We start from the raw sequence: 20,088 nt of genomic DNA on the forward strand, positions 1-20,088 counted from the left end.
TAAACTATTCATTTTCCTATGGAACTACCAAAATTTATTCTGGGTGATAATACAGATTTTCCTAATGCTATATTTGTAGTGCATACCGAGTATCCGCGGTTCATTATCAATCTAGAAAACGATGAGGTAGATTGGTTTGAAGAATTTTCTAAAGAGGACGAAAAGGATTTGGAAGAAGAAACAGAAGACCTTATTGCTGCCGCGACTAATTTTTATGATCGCGAAGTATCTCGGTACGAAGAATAGGGTAGGATGCTAGAAGAACTACTGCAATGGGACCATGAACTTTTCCTATATCTAAACGGATTAGGAACGCCTTCATGGGATACCTTTTGGCAGTTTATTTCCCATAAACTCAGCGCTATTCCGCTCTATGTGTTTTTATTGCTATTGTCTTATCGCAAGTATGGTTTAAAAAAAACAGTGGTGCTGGTCATTTCAGTAGCACTCTTAATTACTGTCAGCGATCAGCTCAGTAATTTCTTTAAATATGGGGTAGGTAGATTAAGACCTTGCCATGATCCGGAACTCATGGATGTTATGCGCTTGGTAAAAAGTCGCTGTGGAGGTAAGTTCAGCTACTTTTCTGCTCATGCTGCTAATTCCTTTGCTCTTGCTGTATTTTTTGGACAAATCCTAACATCTCAATTCAAAGGCATTGCACCCCTATTGTTACTTTGGGCATGTTTTGTTGCCTATAGCAGAGTGTATATTGGCGTTCACTTTCCATTGGATGTTTTAACGGGTGCACTCTTGGGTAGCCTTTTTGGCTGGTTATTTTCAAAGTTATTTATATTTTCACTCCGAAAATTCTCTCTATGATATCTAACGTAAGGTACTGGTTTTTAATTGGCTTAGTTATTCTTATTTACATTGGCGGGATGTTCGTAACGCTGATGGAAAACGATTCCGCTCAGTTTGCTGTAATGGCGATGCGTATGGTTCAGGAGAATGATTTTTTAAATCTCTTTAAAGGACCAAACGAGTATTTAGATAAGCCCCATATGCATTATTGGCTGGCAGCATTGTCTTATAAGATATTCGGAATTTATGATTGGGCGTACAGGATTCCCGGTCTGCTGGCGACACTCTTAGGTGCATATAGTTGTTATGGACTAGGAAACTTATTGTATAACAAACATACCGGAAAATTAGCAGCGCTTATTTTCTTAACCGCACAGACCATAGTGCTGGGCGTAATAGACGTCCGCACCGATGCCGTGCTCACTGGCTTTACTATTTTTGCTATTTGGCAACTAGTTACGTTTATAGAAAAGGGGAGGTTAGGGGCCATTTTGTTGGGTGCTTTTGGTGCTGGTATTGCTTTTTCAACCAAAGGCCAGATAGCCTTGTTGGTCATAGGTTTGCCCATTTTATGCCATATAGGATACACGAGAAACTGGAAGGTTTTTCTTAATTGGAACGTACTTGCTGCCTTGGTAATGTTCGGTATTGTTATAGCACCTATGCTGTATGCCTATTATCATCAGTTTGATCTGCACCCGGAGAAGGTCATCCGTGGAATAGCTGACCGAAGCGGCATCTTCTTTATTTTTTGGGAACAAAGCTTTGAGCGATTAAGCGGAGAGGGGATGGGTAAGAACAGTAGCGATTATTTCTTTTTCTTTCATACCTTTTTATGGGTCTTTCTGCCTTGGACCATCTTGGCGATTGCAGCTATAAGCTCTAGGATTCAGAATTTTATTAAAATGAAGTTTGCCTACCGTCCAAATATGGAGTTTTTGACTACAGGGGGCATCATCTTAATTTTTATACTCATCAGTTTTGCCCAATTCAAATTACCACATTATCTAAATGTGACCATTCCATTATTCTCCGTACTTACGGCTTCATACGTGTATAACTTACATCGGAATCAAAAAGCTAAGGCTGCTAAGATGTTCTTGGTTGGTCAGTATTTTGTTTTGTCGATTGTGTTTATCGCATCAGCATTAATTTGCTTTTTTGTATTCAAGGAAACGAGGATGCCTGCAAGTATCGCCCTAGTACTAGCTGCAAGTATTGGTATTTATTTTTGTTTGAAGGGAGAAGGTAGGTCCGCACGATTGATTACAGTTTCCGTTTGTGCTTCCGTATTATTGAACACGGTACTCAACTTTCATTTTTATCCGAATCTATTAGCGTATCAAGGTGGTTCTTCTATGTCTCAATTGGTAAAAGAAAATAATATTGCAGTGGATAAAATATATAAGATCGGGCAAAACTATACATGGTCGTTAGATTTTTATAACAAACGCCCGGTGCAGCTAACTACGTTAGAGGAGATGCAAGAAAAGCATGATGTTTGGGTATATGCTGATGCAAAGGAACTAGCGTTGTTGCGGGGTTCCGGACTGGATTGGGATACACAGTATTCCGTGCATCACTTTCGCATTACACGCTTGCAGGCAAAGTTTCTAAACCCAGATACACGACATAAGGTATTAAATAAGATGTATCTAATACATGTAAATTAGGCGGGCTTATAGGTTTCGCTCAGGGCTACCTTCTATTGTTTCCAAATCAATTTTTTTAAAGTGATACCAAACACCTAAAAGGGATATTAACGCGGTAAGCAAGAAAAAAATGATACTGATACCTACCGATATGTTCTCGTTAAGTCCTAGCAGAGAAGCACCGTAAAAGAATGTCGCCTCCCGACTTCCGATTCCACCAATGGTAAGCGGTATAACGGAAACGATAGAAGATATCAAGAAAATGACCAAATAGGCGATTTGATGTCCTTCAATACCCAAAGCTTTCATAATGAGCCAAACAGAGATCAATTGTGCCAATTGGACCAAAGCGGAATAGCCCACCGATTTCCAAAATACAGGAAGCGCATATTTAAAAAAGCTTCGGTTTACTAACCAAAACACTAAAATGGATATTGGAATACCGGCTAAAAGCAATGGAGTTAATGCTAAAATGGTTTCTTGCTGAATGAGCAACAGTAAGGAGCACCCATATACGAACAAGAGCAGAAGACCACTCAAACGATCAAGTACCAGTACACTGACTATCTTTTTGGTAGCGACGTCAAATTTTTTTTTAATCGCATAGCCTTTATAGGCATCCCCGCCAATACCTCCTGGTAAAAAGAGATTGTAGAACATCCCTAAAAAATAGAGCTTTAGGTTGCTTTTTTGGGTCAAGAACACGTCCAGCTTATGAAAATAAAGATTGAGTCGAAACGACGCTATAACCTTTGAGGAAAGAAAGAAAACCAAGGCTAGGCCTAAGTAATAGGGATTGCTACTGCGAAGCGTATTTCCTATTTCCTGTACATCTATCTTAGAAAAAATAAAATAGATAAGCAGTCCGCTGACGACCAGCTTAATAACAGTGGCTATAGCCTTACTGGGCCTTACCACCTACACTTACTTTTTTGATTCTATAAGGTCTTTTATTCTGTGACTCGTAGTAGGTTCGAATCAGCAGTTCCATGACAATACCAATGGTAAATAATTGTATCCCGGCTAAGATGAACATCATACCAAACATAAGTAAGGGACGCGTTCCAATATCCTCTCCAAAGCCAATTTTTACAACGAGCAAGTACATGTTGATGAGCACGCCTAAAAGTATCATTAAAAAACCAAAAATTCCAAATAGGTGAATCGGTCGCTGAAAGTACTTTCGTATGAAGAGGAGCAGCATCATATCTGCCACTACCTTAAAAACCCGCTCTAAACCATATTTAGAAACTCCAGCATGTCTTGCATGGTGTTTAACGGGGACTTGTTTGATTTGTGCCCCTTCCAAATGGGCTAGGAGCGTAATAAAACGATGCATTTCTCCGTAAAGATTCAGGTCCTTAGCGATATCTTTAGTAAACACTTTTAAAGCGCACCCGTTGTCTTTTATGTCTAATTTGGTAACCCTACGCACCAAAAAGTTAGCAATTTTAGAAGGAATTTTTTTTACAAGCGAATCCTTGCGTTTTTGACGAATACCTGTAATTAAATCAAACTCCCCACTTACAGCATAGGTTAACATTTCTGGAATGTCACTAGGGTCGTTTTGAAGGTCGCCATCCATGGTAATGATGTATTCACCCTCTGCATAATCTATACCTGCTGCTAGTGCCAAACTCTGCCCGTAGTTCTTTTTGAGTTCAATAAGATGGACTTTTTCGTCTTGCATTTCTTTAACTACCTGCTTTGTCCGATCCGTAGAAAAGTCATCGATATAAATAATCTGATACGTATACCCTATTAGGCTTTCATGAATCTTTTGTGTCAATAATACGGCATTGTCTTCTTCGTTGTACAAAGGCACAACGATAGACAGTAAGGAAGGGGTAATAATATCCATGAAGCTGGTTTTGGATTCGGTGTAAAGTTATGTTTTTTATACCTAAGTTGGATGTGTTTTGTTAACTAGCTGAATACCCATGATTGATACAACAGTGTTTATGTTATGCCTAAACAAAACCATTTTGAGTACAAGAACAAAAGAAAAAGAAGTGTGCTATAGATATGGTTGCAAGTGGGAAAAGGAAAAAATACGCAGGAGTCTGTTCCGTATGTTATTTAGCCGTACAGGTAAAAAAAAAGGATTGTTTAATGCGACACTAATGTTTTATTGATCCTACTACTTGCGATTTTGGAAGCGATAATACCCAAAACTAAAATTGTACCTAGTACAATACCCACGTTTATCGCTTGATATGCTACGGGATAGGCCAGTGTGGGTGTAATTTTTAGCCAGCCAAAGGCGAGTTGAGACCATATCAACAAAGAGCCTAGTAGCACCCCTATAAGGCCGCCTATACCGGTTACCAATATACCTTGAACAAAATAAATACGTCGTAATTCTTTTATGGTTGTTCCAAAGCTGTAGAGTGTTTTAGAATTTTGCTGTTTGTCTAAAATCATCATTATAATAGCCCCCACAACATTGAATAGTGCTATGATGAGCACCAAAGTAAAAATAAGGTAGGTAGCCACATTTTCAGTGTTCAGCATTTTATATAACGTGCTATTCAGTTCCTGTCTATTTTTAAGAATGACTTTATTTTCTAGACGTTGAAGCACAAGTTCTCTAACAGCTTTTTCATTGGCGCCTTCCACCAACTTAAAATTAATACCTGAATATTGATTGGGTTCTTTTTCTAAAAGGGCTTGTACTAAAGGAAGGTGAGCAAATACATATTTGTTATCTAAATCTGCTTCAACAGCGTATACACCGCTCACCACCACGGGCAGTTGGTTGTATAAAGAATTGTTACTTTGTTGCGAGATAGAACCTTCTCCAGGTTTAAAGGCATATATCTGCATAGGACTTCTAAACTGGTTTACCATAACACCCAGAATATTGATAATCCCAATACCAGCAACAACCTGATCGTTGTTAATCAACCAGTCTCCATAATATATGGTACTGTCTACACCCGTAACATTAGTGTAGTTGGAATCTATCCCTTTCAGATACGCAATATGGTTTTTACCTTTGTGCTCTAGGTATACTTTTTCTTCTATTTCTTTGGAGTAATAGGCTATCCCTTGGATGGCTGCAAGCTTGGTTTCCTGTTCGGCGCTCAAGGTAAAAAACTTGCCAGTTGCCGGGATTGCTTTTAATTCTGGGTCAAAGGAATTGGTAAAGGAAAGGCTAAATGTTTTTAATCCAGCAAAACCCGATAGCACTATGAATAAGGCTGCGGACCCGATAACGATAACTAAAAACGTAATAAAATTTATAATGTTTACAGCGTTTTGGCTACTCTTGGAGCGGATGTACCGTTTTGCTATGTATAGCGGAAAGTTCAATCCTTAGGTTTTTTTTCTTTTGGCCAGCAAATCTCTGTTCTCGATAGGGTTTTCCTCCCTTTTTAATGACTTTTCTATGTTTTCGATATAGTCTAGCGAATCGTCCAGGTAAAAAAGAAGCTCTGGCACACGGCGCAGTTGGTTTCTAGTGCGTTGGCTAAGCTCATGCTTGATTAAGGGTTGGTTGGATTTTATACCTTCCATTAATTCACTCGCATTGTCATTTGGAAAAATGCTTACATAGATTTTAGCGATAGAAAGGTCCGTGGTCACAGCAACTTTACTTACTGATATTAAGGTGCCTTTAAGGCCACCAGCTAAGGCTGCTTTCTGCAGAATATCTACAATGTCTTTTTGTATGACTCCCCCTATTTTCCGTTGTCGTTGCGTTTCCATACCACAAAAATACGTAGAATAATGTATCTTCGATAGTAATGCTGCAGATACCGAAGATAATTCTACATGAAGAAAATAGAACATATAGGAATTGCCGTCAAAAACTTGAAAGTTTCGAACGATTTATATGAGAAATTACTGGGTGTAGCTCCATATAAGGAAGAGGAAGTACTGTCTGAAGGCGTTAAGACCTCTTTTTTTAAGAACGGGCCTAATAAGATAGAACTTTTAGAAAGTACAACGGCAGATGGTCCAATTGCCAAGTTTTTGGAAAAGAAGGGCGAAGGCATACACCATATTGCCTTTGAGGTCGATGATATTCTGGCCGAATTAGCCCGTTTAAAACAAGAGGGTTTTATTATTTTGAACGAAACACCGAAAAAAGGAGCAGATAACAAATGGGTCGCCTTTGTGCATCCCAAGAGCACCAATGGGGTTCTGATAGAATTATGCCAAGAAGTCGCTATAGTACCTTAAACAATTGCTAAAGAGGAACTTAAAAGTGAGCTGAAACTATTTACAATCCTAGTTAATTTTTTGCTTGTATCGATTAAAAATAAGTGGTAATATTGCAACCGCAAACAGCGGGTCCTATAGCTCAGCTGGTTAGAGCACCTGACTCATAATCAGGTGGTCCCTGGTTCGAGTCCAGGTGGGACCACTTCTTAAATCCATAACATACTTTTAATTAAGGAGTTGTGGATTTTTTATTTCCTAGAGGGGACAACATTGGGGGTAACATATCTAGTCATAAAGCATAAGCTGAAATAAAAGGCATTCGTACTCTAAGGCTTTTTATTTTTTAATAATTTAGAAAATTTAATCATCTAGGTTTGATTCCCGAATTAATTTTATATAATGGTATGCTTAAAAAACTCATAAATCGTATGGCATGGCCAGCTTGTCCAATTTATAATATTTTGAAAGGGCATTCGTAATCGCATCACGTTCGTTCTGCACCATGTCTATGTAATGTACTTTCAATAGGCATTAAGCGCTGCGCCACCATCAGCAAAACCTTCCAATTTAGAAATAATGTCGTCTATATCGAGTATGCTTCATCAATGATACAATGGAGGTGACATTTTGTTTTCGTAGTAATCTGTTAAGGCTTCAAAATTATAATTTAAAAGGTAAATTGGATAATTAATAAGTAGTGTTTGCAATTAACTCTTTAATGAAGGATATAACTCTAAAAGTTCGAATCAGGAACAATTGGGGTTTATAGCTTTTAAATTCGGTTTCTGTGAGTTTTGGTAAGTGAAGTATTTTTTTATTACTTAAATATAAGTTACCCAACCATCCCATTCACAAATACCTCCACAAACTCTTTCATTTTAGACAGGATACGTTCTCCTATTTCGCGGGCTTTTAAGATGCTTGGACGATTATCCAAACATTTAAAAACATCATCTCGTATGGGTTCCTGACCACTGTAGATATAGCTATTTAGTAAGGCATTAAATTGCGCTTTGTCTAGGTTTTCATCTTCGCAAATTTTGGCAAGTGCCAATACTTTTTCATCGTGCCAATACTTTTCAAACTCCTCTTCTATAGCATCCATATCTGTTATATGTGGAAGGTTTTCATCTATAAATTTCTCAATGAGTTCGCGTTTGCTTCTTAATTGAATATCGCCACCTAACAAATCCATGATGGCCTTTTTCTGAGCCTTAGCATCTGTTGTTTTTGAGTCTTTGAGTTTGGCTAGTAATTTTAATATGTAAGCTACATTTATTCTGTCTCTGTGGATGAGTTCCAACTCAAAATCGATATCATCAAGTATAGACGTTTTCTCTTTTTGAGTATCGCGCTTTACTTTTTCATATAAATCGAGGTACTTGCCTTTGTAATCTTCAAACTCTTGTTCATCCAACGGTAAATCATCCCAATCAAAATCTGTATACGATTGCAATACATTCATATGTCGCAGCAACTTTCTAAAGGCTTGCACAAACGCTGCCTCGTCGTCTTCACTTTGTAAATCGTTAACGCTTTGATACGTTGGCGCGATCTCTCTTAGGTTTTTAAGTGCTTCGTCAAATTTCTCTGCGATAACCTCATAATCTGGCATGGTAACAACCTCTATAGCATCTTTGTTTGAAAACAACGTAATGGCATCATCGGTTGCTTTTTTTAGGTTGCGGAAACACAATATGTTTCCTTGTGACTTCTGTTCTCCTAATATTCTATTGGTACGTGAGAAGGCTTGTATTAAGCCATGTTGCTTTAAATTTTTATCTACGTATAATGTGTTTACCTTCTTTGCATCAAAACCTGTAAGCATCATATTGACTACAATCACTATATCTAACCGATCCTTTTCATCATTAAAGGTTAATTTCTCTCGCTCTTTCAAGCGCTTGCTAATATCTTTAAAGTAATTCTCGAATTGTTGTTGGTCTTTAGTGGTAAAGCTCGTCTTATACATTGCATTATAATCTCCAATATACCCTTCTAGCTTGTCTCTTGTATGACTTAATTGATAACTCGATTTAGGCTCTGCCGCTATGGACATTTCACCATCTGGAAGAAAATCTTGGGCAAATGCATTATCTTCATTTGCGCCATACGTAAAAATAGTAGCGATGCGCAAGTCATGTTCTCCTGCTTCTTTCTTTTGTTGAAAGATGTCGTAATATTTGATGGCATTATCTATACTGCTCACAGCAAATAATGCAGAATAATCTTTGTTGAATGTTTTTTGCGAATGAATCGCTATCATGTAATCTACAATTTTCGTGAGTCGCTTTGGCGCATCAAACACCTCTTTCTTATCGATATCCTCTACCTCTATATCGAAAAACGTATTACTCTTATTTTTGTATTTACCGAGGTACTCAATTCCAAAACGTAATACATTCTCATCGCGAATAGCATCTGTGATCACATACTTGTGCAAACAGTTGCCAAATAAGTCTTTCGTGGTGCGTTTACCTAATTCATTTTTTGAGGCGTTTTCAGCAAAGATGGGTGTGCCTGTAAAACCAAAGAGCTGACTTTTAGAAAAGAACTCGGTGATTCTCCCATGGGTTTCTCCAAACTGTGAGCGATGACATTCATCAAAAATAAACACAAATCGCTCATTTTTTAATGGTTCTAACTGGTTACGATAATGCCCTGAAATAGCATTGTTTAATTTCTGAATAGTAGTAATGATTAAGTCTGAATCTTTACGTACGCCTTTTTTATCTTTAAAAATCCCTAGAAATTGATTGACTAAACTCGTTGTATTATCCGTTGAGTCTACACTACCTTCTTTAAAGGCATTGAACTCTTTCATGGTTTGGTAATCTAAATCTTTACGGTCTACCACAAATACGACTTTGTACACTTCTGGGACCTCCATTAAAATTTGGCTCGCCTTAAAGGATGTTAAGGTCTTTCCTGAACCAGTTGTATGCCAGATATAACCGTTGTCATTACAAGTCTTCACCTGCTGGATTATGGCTTCTGTTGCAAAATATTGATACGGACGAAGCACCATCATGTTCTTGTGCGTTTCGTTCATTACAATATACTGAGCAATCATTTTCCCCAAATGGTTTGGATTAAGAAACTCGGAAGCAAAATTGGTAAGCTCGGTAACGTTTTTATTTTTGCTGTCTGCCCAATAGAAGGTTTGCTTTACCGATTGCAACTTATTATTGGCAAGATATTTCGTGTTCACACCATTACTAATGACGAATACTTGCACATATTGAAATAAACCATTATTGCTCCAAAATGAATGGAGCTGATATCTATTAATCTGATTAAAAGCTTCTTTTATTTCAACACCTCTGCGCTTAAGTTCTATTTGTACTAATGGTAAACCATTTACTAAAAGCGTGACATCATAGCGGTTTAAATACGACCCTGTTTGCTGTACTTGACTCGTCACCTGAAACAAGTTATTGTTCCAGTTTTCTGAATCGTAAAAACGTACGTAGATTACTTCACCTCCTTCTCTTGAAAAACTGAAGCGGTCTCTTAAGGTTTTGGCTTTTTCAAACACATTGCCTTTGGCTAGGTGGTTTAGAATGGCATCGAACTCTTTATCTGAATAACTGGCTTTGTTAAAGACTTCTAACTGTGATTTTAAATTAGACACCAAAGCATCACCATCTTGTACTTTTACTAAAGTATAGTCTAAGCCAACCAATTGTTGGATTAAGTTATATTCTAATAGGGCTTCTGGTTGCTTGGTCATTTTTCAATCTTTAATGTGTTGTTATACACTCTTAATTCCAGTTCAGCTAAACCAACATTATATTTTTCTGCAATTATTTTGGCTTTTGATATGATTTCATTGTACGCTTTATCATTCTCAATTTTTGTCCATGGTACAATTGGCTTTATCCTTAATCTTTCTTGAATGATTCTATCCACAGGAAAATGAGGTGGTGGATATTTTATAAAGCCTAAACACCAAACTCCTTTAAGATGAAGATTTAAAAGCTTCTGACTTATTCCAAAATTTAACCTCCCATTATTAAGAATATCTTCATGCTTTTCACTCCATTTTTGAAGCCTACTAATATTTTTTATATGCGTACTATGATCTATATCAGAATTTGAATAATCAAGTTCAGTAGCTTCTAATTCTAATCTCAAGTCCATTCGAAAGATTCGCTTTGACTTATCTGAAACACCTTTTTCATAAACATAAGACCGCTGAAATGCACCACCTACTGTAGTTCCCCAATGCATATTTCTAACTAACACTATTTGATCTTTAGATTGTGTCATACAAACATTTGCTGCAACAACCCTTTTTTAAAGGTTTGGGTTTGGGTTATTTGATTATTTATAGTTTCTATTTTGGTATCGATACTTGATAAGTAGGTTGCGATTTTTTGTTGTTCCTCAATTACTGGTAATTTTAGTTTCAATTTTGCTACTCTTCCTGTTGAAAGGCTCAACACTTTTGACCCTTGAGCAATAACCATAGTTTGTTTTCTTATACTCCATGATTTAAGTAAATAACTAAAAAAACCGATAGCCGTTTTTGATGTTGTTGGACGAGCTAAAAAAGTATGAAGACCAGCAAGAACTTTTTCACCTTTCAAATCAACTAATTCTATTGTCTTTCCTATATCTGCATAATCTTCAGAGGCATCAGCCATTACTAAGTCGCCCTTGACACAATAGGAATCTAATTTTATTTTTGAGAGATCTATATCATCATTTACAAAAGGAATATACTCCTCTGGTAGATTAAATGCAGTTTTGAATTTCGTATGAATGTCTCCATAGTGAATATTATAAACAATCCCAGATTCATAATTCAATTTATCTCTTGATAATGAATTTGTTGTATGAAAGGAATACAAGTCTCCAAAACATTTCTCCTCCCAATCTGGATACGCATTCCCATGTTCATCCCCTTCGACTTCGCTCAGGGCAGGTTTAAAGCGCAATGCACCAGAAAAGAGTTGTTGCATCACCCCTTTTTTGTATTGGGCTAACAGTGCTGCCTTTTTGGTGAGCTGCTGTATTTTAGTATCTACCGCAGTTAAAAAGGATGCTATTTTTTGTTGTTCGGGAAGGGTTGGGAATTCTACTTTTAACTTCCCTATTTGCTTTAATGAAAAAAATGGTTGTGCTCCTCCAGATGTTAACATATGAAATAGCTTCTTGGCTTTTTTCCTCTGAAGTTGAGTTAAGTAATCTGGTTCTACAATCTTTTTATTTGGTTTTATTAAAGCAACATTTTTTAAACTAAACTGATAGTCAACTGAAACACTAGCACAAGTTGCGGTACCTGCTCCAATATTAACTATCAATAAATCTCCAAATTCAGGATTACATCTTTTATATATCTTATCGTGGTCCTCCTGACTTAAATAATAACAATTTTTAAAATCTATATTTCCATCTTTTACATGTATTGCTGTTAAATAAGGAATTCCTTCTGTAACTTTTTGAGGCGTATCATGTGTGCCATCGGTAATTTTTGATGCTATTTCTAACATTCTACAATTAGTCCAAACTCCATCAAACTCCTTGAAGCGTAATTCGGGAACGAGTTGTTTCTTGGTTTCGGTATGTGTTGTTTCGATGTTCATAATCTCGACTCCGCTCGATTACCGAGTTTTGTTTTTATAATGTGTGTCATTTTTGCATTTTGATAATTCATTTAGCAACTCTGCTTTATTGTTAATCAGTGCTTCCTTTTTGGCTCTACTCCACTTTTGAATTTGCTTTTCTCTATAAAATGCTTGGTCAATTTTTTCAAATTTTTCAAAATAAACCAATGCTACAGGCAAACGTGAAGAAGTGTGATTAGCTGCTTCTCCGTTTTGATGTTGCTCTAATCTTCTTTCTAAATCCTTGGTACTACCAGTATAATAGCTGTCATCTGCACATTTTAATAAGTAAGCATATCCTTTAGCCATTTTTCTTGATTTAGCATAATCCTGGTGACTGAGCGTAGCCGAAGTCAAAAAGGGGTGTCTATGCCTAATTGGTTGCAGTAATCGGTTATGGTGGCATCTGTGGTTGCCATGTCTGTATCTATGGCTTTGAGCGCCTTGGAAACGACTGCCAAGTCTACGGGTTCTTCTTCCTCAAAAGTATCTACATACCGTGGGATGTTTAGGTTATAGTCGTTTTCTGCTATCTCAGATAGTTTGGCGACATAGCTGTATTTGTCCACTTCGGCTTCGCTCAGTGCCCCGTTACTGTACGTTTTATAGGTGTCTATGAGTTTACTGATATCTGCTTCGCGCAGCATGTTTTGGGTTTTTACCTTCTCAAAATGTTGGCTCGCATCTATAAATAATACGTTGTCGCCGTGCGACCGTTCTTTCTTTAATACCAAAATACAGGTAGGAATACTGGTGCCATAAAAGATATTAGCGGGTAGGCCTATAACGGCATCGAGGTAATTGCGGTCTTGTATGAGGTACTTGCGAATGTGCCCTTCGGCTGCGCCACGAAACAATACACCGTGTGGTAGAACGCATGCCATGGTTCCGTTATCTGCCAATTGATGCACCATGTGTTGCACAAAGGCAAAATCGGCTTTAGAACTTGGTGCGAGTTTTCCATAGGCCGCAAATCGGTCGTCGCTCATAAATAATGGGCTGGCACTCCACTTTGCCGAAAATGGCGGATTGGCAACGATGGCCTCAAAACGCATGTCCTCGTGCTGTGGTTTTTCGAGGGTGTTTTCGTTTTTTATGTCGAAGCGTTTGTAATGCACATCGTGCATTATCATATTCATTCGGCATAAGTTATAGGTGGTTGGGTTCATTTCTTGCCCATAAAATGCACTGACTTCTTTTACTTGTTTGGCAACACGCAATAACAAGGACCCTGAACCACAGGTTGGATCGTACACAGATTTTAATTTGTCTTTGCCTTGGGTTACCAATTGCGCTAATATATTAGAGACTTGCTGTGGTGTGTAAAACTCGCCTGCCTTCTTCCCTGCGCCAGAGGCGAATTTTCCAATCAGGTACTCGTAAGCGTCACCCAACAGATCGCTGTCTGCATTGGCGATGTCAAAATCAATTTCGTCTAAATGGGATAGTACTTTTACGATGAGTTCGTTTTTATCGTTTTCGGATTTTCCGAGTTTAGAACTGGTAAGGTCTAAATCTTCAAATAGGTTTCCGAAATCTTCTTCGCTTTCAGAACCCATCGTGCTTTGCTCGATATGAGTGAGCACTTTGGCTAGATCGCCTAGAATAAAGTGGTGCTTTCCGCCTGAATTTCCACGATTTGCTAATTCTGTAAATAGCTCTGAGGGTAATAAGAAATAGCCTAGTTTATCTAAAGCGGCATCTTTTACAGCTTCTAAATAGGCTTCTTCTTGTGCGTGGCCTTCTAAATCTCGAAATTTTAAATTGTCTGGTTCTAGAATTTCGTTGGCATAGAGTTCCATTTTTGTGCTTAAATACTTGTAAAAAATGAAGCCTAATATATAGTCTCTAAAATCGTCCGCATCCATTTTACCACGAAGGGTATTGGCGATGTTCCAGAGTTGGGTTTGTAGTTTTTGGGTTTGTTCTGTCATTAATGTTTTATTGTCTTTTAAGTTCGTCTAAGGTTTTACCGTTTTTGTCTTTCCATGAAGTCCAGCCATTTGCAGACCTCGCTAAAATAGTGGCCGCAGCTGCACTTGGGGAATTAAAGATATAATCTTGCTGAAAAACATAAACATTATTTTCTTTTTTAAGTATTTCTTCTGCTATCAAGCGCTTTCTCAAAATTCCAATCCATTTGTTCATTCCTCTTGTTTCTTCCATATTAGATTGTCCCCCCTTATGTACTAAAAAGCCATCGTCTGTAAGTTCTCCTTCAGCAGAAGCATTTTTGCTTTTGCAATAGAACAACTCTTTATTACTTTTCGCTTTTCTTTTTTCTTCAAAAATCGGATAGCCCAGGGTTGCCAAAAGAATTTTGGCAGTTTCAAAATTATCTAGAAGATCATACTCTCTACTTTCTGGTATTGAGGGTTTCTTAGACCCCGTATCATTATCCGTTTTGTATCTACCAATTTCCTGCGCCCTTTCTAAACAATAATGCTCTAAATATTTACCATCAGTTTTTGTGTATTCATCTGTCTTAGTAGCAATAATAACGGCATGGGTCCAGAAATCTTTTTTTCTATTATGAGATTGGATACGGCTAAAACAATCTTCCCCTTCACCGATATATACCAAAGGGTTTACACCATCTTCAGAAGTACCAAATAGGAAATATACGCCTGTAAAATGAACCATTTCCCGCTTAGAAACTTCCTGTAATTTGTTTCTAGGAAATAAAATAGCTTTCACCAATCGGTTGGTAATTTCTGCTTCTTTAATGCTTGTGGGAGAACCATCTGGCAAGAAAATTTGAATAGTTTGTGGTCGATTCATAAGGTACCCTTTCTTGTTTTATGTGGGGGATTGTTGATAGCGCTAGCAAAATAATCAAACCTTGTTACAAATGCACATGAGAAGAAAACTCTTACGCGTTTTTGTTGTGGTAATCTGCTGAGCCCTTAGACCTGTATTTTTATTGGTATTGGTGTATTTAGTTCTTATTCTAGGTAGTCATATATTACCAACGTTTTTTGATAATACTTTTTTCTTTTGACGTTGTTGCTCTGTTATTTAAAGTCTATACATTTTTAAAGAATTTTACTGCGTATTTGCAGTATTCTTTAATTTTTTCTTTGTCGGTATCAAATTCCTTTCTGCTACCAAGATATTTGCGATCTGTTGCTTTTATCTCATTACCACTTTTAAGCTCTTCGTAAGATATACATTTGATATACTTCTTTGTGATTAAAACAAATAAAGCATTTTCAAAAGGATAATCACCGTATTTCTCGATATCCGTCAATTTCAACTCTCCACTTGCCCGAAATTTCACCTCTATAAAGTGTGCCTTATTATCTTTAAAGACTACAAAATCTGGCATTTGACGAATATTTTTTTCAACATCACCTCTTACGCCTCTTAAAAGGTCTGATATCCCTGGAATGGAGTTTTCCATACCATAACTAAAAACTTGAAACCCTAATGAACGAAAAAGCTCCTCTGCAATAGTTTCTGCTATTCTACCTTTAATCACTCCAGAAACCCATGGATTCTCTTTTGGTTTTTTAGCATTATTTTTATCGTCGCCTTTACTTTTCTTCTTCTTTGCTTTAGTGATAGGTTCTTCAACTGCGGCTACTTCTTTACCGTTATTTTGCTTTTTGTAACATTTATAACATAATCCTCCGTCGAATTTTGTGGGTTCACCACAAATGGTACATTCATGCATTGTTTTTGATTTTTTAAAGGGAGATTCTTTAACAGCTACCAAAATAAACAAACCTTAATTAAATCAAGAAGGAAAAGAAAATTCTTACCCCTTTTGTTACTGTAATCTGTTGACGCTTGTAGCCTTTCTTTTTATGGGTTTTTTTGTAGTACGTTCTTTTTTATTGGTGTGGGTTAGAGTAATTTTACTTTGCGTGCTTGAAATTCCTCTTCGGTTATTACTCCCTTCACTTTTAGTCCATGGAGTTTCTCTAATTCCTCCGCAGTATTAATTCTAGCTGTCGTATCAACCACTTTTCCTTGGTTGTATTTCGCATTGAATTTAGCATCATCAATGGTTAGGAAAATTATAAAGTCAACAAATGCAATAATAGCTGGAATAAAAGTCCAACAAAAAAGTAAGTAAGCGATGCCAAGTCCACCTTGATTGAGATAAAAACGATGGATACCAAATCCACCTAAGAAGAAAGCCAAGATTGTTGCTGTTGTTTTATTTTTCATTTTTCTATTTTAGTTGCACATAATTATCTATCGGTTTGCACTATTACATTAGGTTCATTCATATCGGATTTTTTATGTACCACAATGATTGGACAACATCATTGGTTAAATAGTCGGTAAACCCTTTTTAGGTTGTCTTCGCAAATTATTACTTTCTACAGATTTTTTTTACGGATTACCATAATCGACCTAAAGTATGTGCAAAATATTTATCAATATTTTTTTCACCTACAAAAGAAAATGGCAAGGCCCGTTATTTTATTCAGGATGAATAATTGCAGCTCTTTCTAAAATCTTCACTCCAATTACGGAAATCCGTAAACATTAACCACAAGGGCCATTTACTTTTATCATTCATTTATTAAATGAAAATTCTTAATGAGACAGGCTTTATTACGATTAGGTGTTATTGTAATTACGTTATTTCTTTTTAGTTCTTGTGAAAGGGCTGAACATAAAAGAGTCATTACTGATTCGCAACCACAGAAAGATTCCATATTCGTTCCGCCAATACCTCAAGATATTATTGCGCAGCAAAAAGATTTGAAAATCAAGCTGTATATAGAGAATTCAGGAAGTATGATTGGTTATGTCAACGGGCCTACCCAATTGAAAGATATGCTTCAAAATCTACTAGTTGATTTGAAGTATTTTTATGATGAAGAGAATATTGAAATATATTTTATAAATAGTAAAATACATGCAAGCTCCATAAAATCAGGTGTAGTAAACTTTGCTAACAAATTAAGTATTAGCTCTATTCAAAAAGCAGGAACTAAAAAAGATAGAGCTACAAGTGATTTAAACAATATTTTTAAACAAATTACTTCAGAAACTGAGGATAATAGTATTTCTATTTTACTTTCAGATTTTATTTATTCTATAGAACCAGGAGAGACAGTAAATCGTTTGGGAGAGCAACAAGCCTTAACTAAAAACGTCTTTCTGACAGCAGATAAAGACGGTCAAAAGCTTACCACCAATGTTTACCAGTATTTTAGTGATTATGATGGTAAGTATTATGATTTAAACGATGATGATAAACCTCAAAAAGGTCAGCGACCTTATTATTTGGCGGTAATAGGCGAACAGAATAATATTAAACAATTCACAAAAAGTATTGGTCCTAAATTCAACAATTATAAAGGATATTCAAATGAGTACCTGCTTACAGCGGAAGACTTTGAAGTAAAAGATTTTACAGTACTAACTTCAACTCTTAATAATGGTAGAATAAAACCAATTAGAGGTACAGATATAAACGGGCAAATAAGACAAATAGAAGTAGAAGAAAGCGGTAGAGGAGATACTCCTTTTCAATTGGCAATTGCAGTTGATTTATCTTCTTTAGCTATTACCGATAATTATATAACAGATATAGCTAATTATGAATTGTACAATAAAGATTGGGCTCTATTTAAAATTGGTAAAATAGCGGGTGATGATATTATATTTAGTAATGGGAAGAAGCTATCGATTTCTAAAGCGGATCAGCCACATGTTCAATTCGGTGCAACTCATGTTTTTATTTTTAAATCTTCTGACGTAAATAATAAAAGTTTAAGTTTCAATCTTAAACGTAATATGCCGCAGTGGGTAACAGACTCTAGTTTGTTAGACGATACAGATTTAACCATTAATGAAATTAAACAGAAAAAGACTTTCGGTCTTGATTATTTAATTAATGGCATTTCTTCAGCTTATTTACAGGCGACCAAAAAAGAAAGCTACTTCAATATTAATATTTCAATCGAAAAACCAAAATCAAGTTCATTCCCTGGACAAGTTATTGGATTTATCTTTTTACTACTGCTTATAGCATTAATAGTTCGAATCATTTTAAAACGAAAAACAAGAAAATAATGTCAGATCTAATTGCTAATATTTATGAATTGTGGGGTTTCAATTTTTTAGATGCCTTCTCTACTATTATGTATGATAATAACTTTTACATTGTTGTGGCTTTATACACTGTTCCTATGGTTTTGCTATGCACTTTATTATACTATTACGTATTTGATAGACCTAAAACAAGTAAACTCTGGGTTTGGCTACTTTGGTTGTTAATAATAGGAATATTTGCTTTTGTTATAGCTTATGTAACGGTTGAAAATAGCTTTTATGAAGTAGGTCAATTACCCGCAGAATATACAGTTGAGAATCTGATATTTTCGGTCACCAATCTAGTATATGCTTGTGTAATTATGTTTTTGTTTTCGCTATTGATAAAATGGAAAAGCACAAACTCATCTCATGTACCTTTTTAAATAAAAAAATATGTCCAAATTATATGTTTTCGGAATAGGTGGAACTGGTGCTCGAGTACTTAAATCATTAAGTCTTCTTCTAGCTTCTGGGGTTGGTTGTGATAGTGATTCTGTTGTGCCTATTTTGATTGATCCAGATGCTGCAAATGGTGATGTTAGTAAGACCACAAATATATTAAGGCAATATAAAAAAATAAGAAAAGAATTAAGTTTTGATAATTCCTCAAAAAATGAATTTTTTAAAACTCCTATAGATTCCTTAACCCCAAATTTTAGTATTAAAGTCCAAAATTCGAATAAAAGATTTAAAGATTTTATAGACTACGGGACTTTAGACAGCAAGAACAAAGCATTAATATCTCTTTTGTTTAGTGAAAAGAATTTAAATGCAGATATGGAGGTAGGGTTTAAGGGAAACCCAAATATGGGTAGTGTGGTATTGAATCAGTTTAATCAATCTGATGATTTTAAAGCCTTTGCCAGTAGTTTTTCGCAAGGGGATAAAATATTTATTATCTCCTCTATTTTTGGAGGTACAGGAGCTTCCGGATTTCCTCTGCTTTTAAAGAATATTAGATCTGCAGATTCTTCGCTAGACAATTTTTCCCTATTACAAAATGCGCAAATAGGAGCCATATCAGTATTACCATACTTTGGCGTTAGAAAAGATGAGGATAGTGATATTGAGAAATCTACATTCGTTTCTAAAACAAAAGCGGCCCTTAGGTATTACCAACATGGTGTTAATGACAGTGTAAACGCAATGTATTATATAGGTGACGCAGTTAATAAGGACTACGAGAATAATGAAGGTAGCACTGCTCAAAAAAATGATGCTCATTTTATAGAACTGGCATCGGCACTTGCAATTTTAAACTTCGCAAATATTCCGGTTAGTGATGAAAATGTAGTTAAGGAATTTGGGATTGAAAAAGATGTTAATGCCATTACATTCAATGATTTAAATGATAGAACCAAGCATACCATTTTTAAGCCGCTTACTCAATATTATCTGTTTCATTTGTATTGTAAAATGAAATTAAGAGGCAAATTAGATATGAAATTTGCCGCTAGCCTTGGTATAAATTCATCTTTCTTGGCGGAAGATTTTTACTCCACGTTAAGAGGTTTTAATGATAGTTACTGGGAGTGGCTAATGCAGATGTCAGAAAATGAAAGAGGCTTTAATCCTTTTACCCTTGAAGAAAGTAGTGAAAACGTGTTAGATAGTATAAAAGGAATACAATTAAAGAATGGAGGGTTTCTACAGGGACCTAGTAATTACGAACGTTTTACAGAGAAGCTGAATAAAACCTCTGAGCAAATTAATAAGGCTATAAATATTGAAAATAGGTTTGTTGAAAATTTCTACTTGGCAACGGAAAAACTAGTTAAAGAAAAATAGCG

General features: G+C 36.1%; 19 protein-coding genes and 1 tRNA gene. 8 read left to right on the forward strand and 12 right to left on the reverse strand.

Annotated features, from left to right (window positions below):
* Positions 1–18: 18 nt before the first annotated feature.
* From Q360_RS0119835 to Q360_RS0119845, 3 genes are read left to right on the forward strand one after another with little or no spacing between them, the layout of a single operon-like run.
* Positions 19–246 (forward strand): hypothetical protein, encoded by a 228-nt coding sequence (locus Q360_RS0119835; RefSeq protein WP_027078644.1) that lies wholly within the window; start codon positions 19–21, stop codon positions 244–246.
* A 6-nt stretch (positions 247–252) separates the two neighbouring features.
* A complete protein-coding gene (locus Q360_RS0119840; protein WP_027078645.1) occupies positions 253–822 on the forward strand; it encodes a phosphatase PAP2 family protein in 570 nt (189 codons plus the stop codon).
* On the forward strand, positions 819–2,477 hold the full coding sequence (locus Q360_RS0119845; protein ID WP_027078646.1) for an ArnT family glycosyltransferase: 1,659 nt from the start codon (positions 819–821) through the stop codon (positions 2,475–2,477). The genes Q360_RS0119840 and Q360_RS0119845 overlap by 4 nt, the downstream gene beginning before the upstream one ends.
* Positions 2,478–2,483: 6 nt before the next feature.
* Here the strand turns inward: Q360_RS0119845 and Q360_RS0119850 are convergent, their stop codons facing one another.
* From Q360_RS0119850 to rbfA, 4 genes are all read right to left on the reverse strand, one after another.
* Positions 2,484–3,374 carry a lysylphosphatidylglycerol synthase transmembrane domain-containing protein gene (locus Q360_RS0119850; protein WP_027078647.1) on the reverse strand — a complete coding sequence of 297 codons (891 nt, stop codon included), beginning with the start codon at positions 3,372–3,374 and terminating at the stop codon, positions 2,484–2,486.
* A complete protein-coding gene (locus tag Q360_RS0119855) occupies positions 3,358–4,317 on the reverse strand; it encodes a glycosyltransferase family 2 protein (RefSeq protein WP_027078648.1) in 960 nt (319 codons plus the stop codon). The genes Q360_RS0119850 and Q360_RS0119855 overlap by 17 nt, the downstream gene beginning before the upstream one ends.
* 248 nt (positions 4,318–4,565) lie before the next feature.
* The gene (locus Q360_RS0119860; protein ID WP_027078649.1) at positions 4,566–5,771 is read right to left on the reverse strand and encodes an ABC transporter permease; all 1,206 of its coding nucleotides are present in this window, start codon (positions 5,769–5,771) and stop codon (positions 4,566–4,568) included.
* A gap of 3 nt (positions 5,772–5,774) precedes the next feature.
* Positions 5,775–6,167, reverse strand: coding sequence for a 30S ribosome-binding factor RbfA (rbfA, locus tag Q360_RS0119865; RefSeq protein ID WP_027078650.1), 393 nt, complete (start codon positions 6,165–6,167; stop codon positions 5,775–5,777).
* Positions 6,168–6,233: 66 nt separating this feature from the next.
* Here rbfA and mce point away from each other — a divergent pair, with 66 nt between their 5' ends.
* The gene (gene mce / locus Q360_RS0119870; RefSeq protein ID WP_027078651.1) at positions 6,234–6,644 is read left to right on the forward strand and encodes a methylmalonyl-CoA epimerase; all 411 of its coding nucleotides are present in this window, start codon (positions 6,234–6,236) and stop codon (positions 6,642–6,644) included.
* Positions 6,645–6,754: 110 nt separating this feature from the next.
* A tRNA-Ile gene (locus Q360_RS0119875) sits at positions 6,755–6,828 on the forward strand.
* Between the two features lie 630 nt (positions 6,829–7,458).
* On the opposite strand, the gene Q360_RS0119880 is transcribed toward Q360_RS0119875, so the two are convergent.
* From Q360_RS0119880 to Q360_RS0119915, 8 genes are all read right to left on the reverse strand, one after another.
* Entirely contained in the window at positions 7,459–10,359 is a 2,901-nt protein-coding gene (locus Q360_RS0119880; RefSeq protein WP_027078652.1) for a type I restriction endonuclease subunit R, read from the reverse strand.
* Positions 10,356–10,898 carry a hypothetical protein gene (locus tag Q360_RS0119885; RefSeq protein WP_027078653.1) on the reverse strand — a complete coding sequence of 181 codons (543 nt, stop codon included), beginning with the start codon at positions 10,896–10,898 and terminating at the stop codon, positions 10,356–10,358. Before Q360_RS0119885 ends, Q360_RS0119880 begins: the two co-directional genes overlap by 4 nt.
* Positions 10,895–12,124 carry a restriction endonuclease subunit S gene (locus Q360_RS0119890; protein ID WP_169734678.1) on the reverse strand — a complete coding sequence of 410 codons (1,230 nt, stop codon included), beginning with the start codon at positions 12,122–12,124 and terminating at the stop codon, positions 10,895–10,897. Before Q360_RS0119890 ends, Q360_RS0119885 begins: the two co-directional genes overlap by 4 nt.
* A gap of 111 nt (positions 12,125–12,235) precedes the next feature.
* A complete protein-coding gene (locus tag Q360_RS0119895) occupies positions 12,236–12,547 on the reverse strand; it encodes a GIY-YIG nuclease family protein (protein WP_027078655.1) in 312 nt (103 codons plus the stop codon).
* A 44-nt stretch (positions 12,548–12,591) separates the two neighbouring features.
* Positions 12,592–14,172: a type I restriction-modification system subunit M gene (locus Q360_RS0119900; protein ID WP_027078656.1), complete on the reverse strand. Its 1,581-nt coding sequence runs from the start codon at positions 14,170–14,172 to the stop codon at positions 12,592–12,594.
* 7 nt (positions 14,173–14,179) lie between these two features.
* Positions 14,180–15,019 (reverse strand): GIY-YIG nuclease family protein, encoded by an 840-nt coding sequence (locus Q360_RS0119905; protein ID WP_027078657.1) that lies wholly within the window; start codon positions 15,017–15,019, stop codon positions 14,180–14,182.
* 244 nt (positions 15,020–15,263) lie between these two features.
* The gene (locus tag Q360_RS0119910) at positions 15,264–15,956 is read right to left on the reverse strand and encodes a hypothetical protein (protein WP_245603307.1); all 693 of its coding nucleotides are present in this window, start codon (positions 15,954–15,956) and stop codon (positions 15,264–15,266) included.
* A gap of 131 nt (positions 15,957–16,087) precedes the next feature.
* Positions 16,088–16,414: an NINE protein gene (locus Q360_RS0119915; RefSeq protein ID WP_027078659.1), complete on the reverse strand. Its 327-nt coding sequence runs from the start codon at positions 16,412–16,414 to the stop codon at positions 16,088–16,090.
* 378 nt (positions 16,415–16,792) lie between these two features.
* Between Q360_RS0119915 and Q360_RS0119920 the strand changes: the two genes are divergently transcribed.
* From Q360_RS0119920 to Q360_RS0119930, 3 genes are read left to right on the forward strand one after another with little or no spacing between them, the layout of a single operon-like run.
* On the forward strand, positions 16,793–18,277 hold the full coding sequence (locus tag Q360_RS0119920; RefSeq protein ID WP_027078660.1) for a hypothetical protein: 1,485 nt from the start codon (positions 16,793–16,795) through the stop codon (positions 18,275–18,277).
* Positions 18,277–18,681 carry a hypothetical protein gene (locus tag Q360_RS0119925; RefSeq protein WP_027078661.1) on the forward strand — a complete coding sequence of 135 codons (405 nt, stop codon included), beginning with the start codon at positions 18,277–18,279 and terminating at the stop codon, positions 18,679–18,681. The genes Q360_RS0119920 and Q360_RS0119925 overlap by 1 nt, the downstream gene beginning before the upstream one ends.
* A 10-nt stretch (positions 18,682–18,691) precedes the next feature.
* Positions 18,692–20,086 carry a hypothetical protein gene (locus tag Q360_RS0119930; protein WP_027078662.1) on the forward strand — a complete coding sequence of 465 codons (1,395 nt, stop codon included), beginning with the start codon at positions 18,692–18,694 and terminating at the stop codon, positions 20,084–20,086.
* Positions 20,087–20,088 lie beyond the last annotated feature (2 nt).

Origin of the sequence: Maribacter antarcticus DSM 21422 (genome assembly GCF_000621125.1) — a bacterium.
GTDB lineage: Bacteria > Bacteroidota > Bacteroidia > Flavobacteriales > Flavobacteriaceae > Maribacter > Maribacter antarcticus.